Below are 1,844 nucleotides of genomic sequence, written 5' to 3' on the forward strand. Positions count from 1 at the left end.
CCCGCGCCTGCCTTGTAGCCGGGCCTGCGGGTGCTAGGCACCGAACGAGCCGTCGTTCAGGGCCGCCACAATCAGGGGCCCGTAGGCCGTGACGTCGCCGGCTCCGACCGTGAGCACAATGTCCCCCGGCGCCGCAGCGGACGCCACGGACTGCACCGCCTCTTCGCCCGGGCCGACGAGCCGGCCGCCGGCGCCAAGGTGAGCGGCGATCAGCTGGCTGCTGACCCCCGGAATCGGGTCTTCGCGGGCGGGGTAGATGTCCAGGACCAAGGCGGTGTCGGCGGTGTTGAGCGCTGCGGCGAACTCCGCGGCGAACTCCCGGGTCCGGGAGAACAGGTGCGGCTGGAAGAGGACGTGCAGCTTGTGGCCGCCGGCCACCGAGCGCGCCGCGGCCAGGGCTGCCCGCACTTCGGTGGGGTGGTGGGCGTAGTCGTCGTAGACCCGGACCCCGCGGCCCTCACCCTTGAATTCGAAGCGCCGGGACGCCCCGGTGAAGGCGGCCAGGGCACCGGCGGCCGTGCCGGGGTCCACGCCGAGTTCCAGGGCGACGGCGAAAGCGGCCGCCGCATTGAGCGCGTTGTGCCGCCCGGGAACGTGCAGGTCGAGGGGGAAACGGCCGGCCGGGGTGGTGATCGAGACGTCGCCCGGACCGCCGTCGTGCAGCAGAAGCTGGGCGTCGCCGCCGGTGCCGTAGAGCACGACGCGTGTGTTGCCGCGCTCGAGTGTCCGCTGGGCAAGTGCCCTGGCTCCGGCGTCGTCCGCGCATGCGACCAGCACACCGTCGGCCGGGAGCAGTGCGGTGAAGCGGTCGAAGGAGGCGTAGACGGCCTCGGCGGTGCCGTAGTAATCGAGGTGGTCCGGTTCGACGTTGGTCACGACGGCGATCTGCGGACGGTAGTTCAGGAAGGAGCCGTCGGATTCGTCGGCTTCGGCGACGAAGATCGGCGTGCTGCCGCTGGCGGCATTGACGCCGAGCGCCGGAACATTCGCGCCGATGGCGAAGGACGGGTCCAGTCCCGCGCCCTGCAGGAGGACGGTGATCATCGACGTCGTGGTGGACTTGCCGTGGGTGCCGGCCACGGTGACGGCGGTGTCCTCCGCCATGGCGGCCGCCAGCGCCTCGGAGCGGTGCAGCACCGGGAGCCCGGCGGCGCGGGCGGCGGCCAGCTCAGGGTTGTCTGCGCGGATGGCCGAGCCGGCCACGACACTTTGCGCGTCACCGAGGTTGGCGGCGTCGTAGCCGACACAGATCCTGGCCCCTGCGGCGGCCAGGTCCGCCATGACCGGCAGGTCCTTGGCGTCGGAGCCGCTGACCGGCAGTCCGCGGGCCACCATGATGCGGGCCACGGCGGACATCCCGACGCCGCCGATGCCGATGAAGTGGACACGTCCGAGGGACTCCCCGGTCCGGGCAGCCGTGGGGGCGTGCGGGTGTTCTGGCTGGGTCATTTCGCTACCGCTTCCTGCTGTGCTGCTTCAAGGACGAGATCGGCCATGCGCCGGTCGGCATCCCGGATGCCAAGCTTCTCGGCGCTGGCCGCCATTCGGGCGAGACGGTCGGGGTCCTGGAGCAGCGGGATGATGTGTTCGCGGACCCAGCCGGGGGAAAATGTGCTGTCCTCCACCAGCAGGGCGCCTCCTGCCCCGACGAGTCCGGCGGCGTTGAGCGCCTGCTCGCCGTTGCCGATCGGCAGCGGAACGAAGACGGCGGGGAGGCCGACGGCGGCGACCTCGCAGACGGTCGCGGCGCCGGAGCGGGCCAGCAGCAGATCGGCGGCGGCGTACACCGTTTCCATGCCGTCGACGTATTCGCGCTGCTGGTAGCCGGGGGCCGCGAGCGGCTT

Annotated in this window: 2 protein-coding genes (1 of these 2 running past the window's edge); both read right to left on the reverse strand. The window is 72.1% G+C overall.

Features of this window, described 5'->3' with window-relative positions:
* Window positions 1–33: 33 nt before the first annotated feature.
* The gene (gene murC / locus K789_RS0107515) at window positions 34–1,449 is read right to left on the reverse strand and encodes a UDP-N-acetylmuramate--L-alanine ligase (protein ID WP_024366225.1); all 1,416 of its coding nucleotides are present in this window, start codon (window positions 1,447–1,449) and stop codon (window positions 34–36) included.
* Window positions 1,446–1,844, reverse strand: the end of a protein-coding gene (gene murG / locus K789_RS0107520; RefSeq protein WP_024366226.1) for an undecaprenyldiphospho-muramoylpentapeptide beta-N-acetylglucosaminyltransferase. 729 nt of this gene lie beyond the right edge of the window; the window shows 399 of its 1,128 coding nt (coding positions 730–1,128); its start codon lies beyond the right edge, outside the window; its stop codon occupies window positions 1,446–1,448. Before murG ends, murC begins: the two co-directional genes overlap by 4 nt.

This window comes from Arthrobacter sp. TB 26 (assembly GCF_000427315.1).
Classification (GTDB): domain Bacteria; phylum Actinomycetota; class Actinomycetes; order Actinomycetales; family Micrococcaceae; genus Arthrobacter.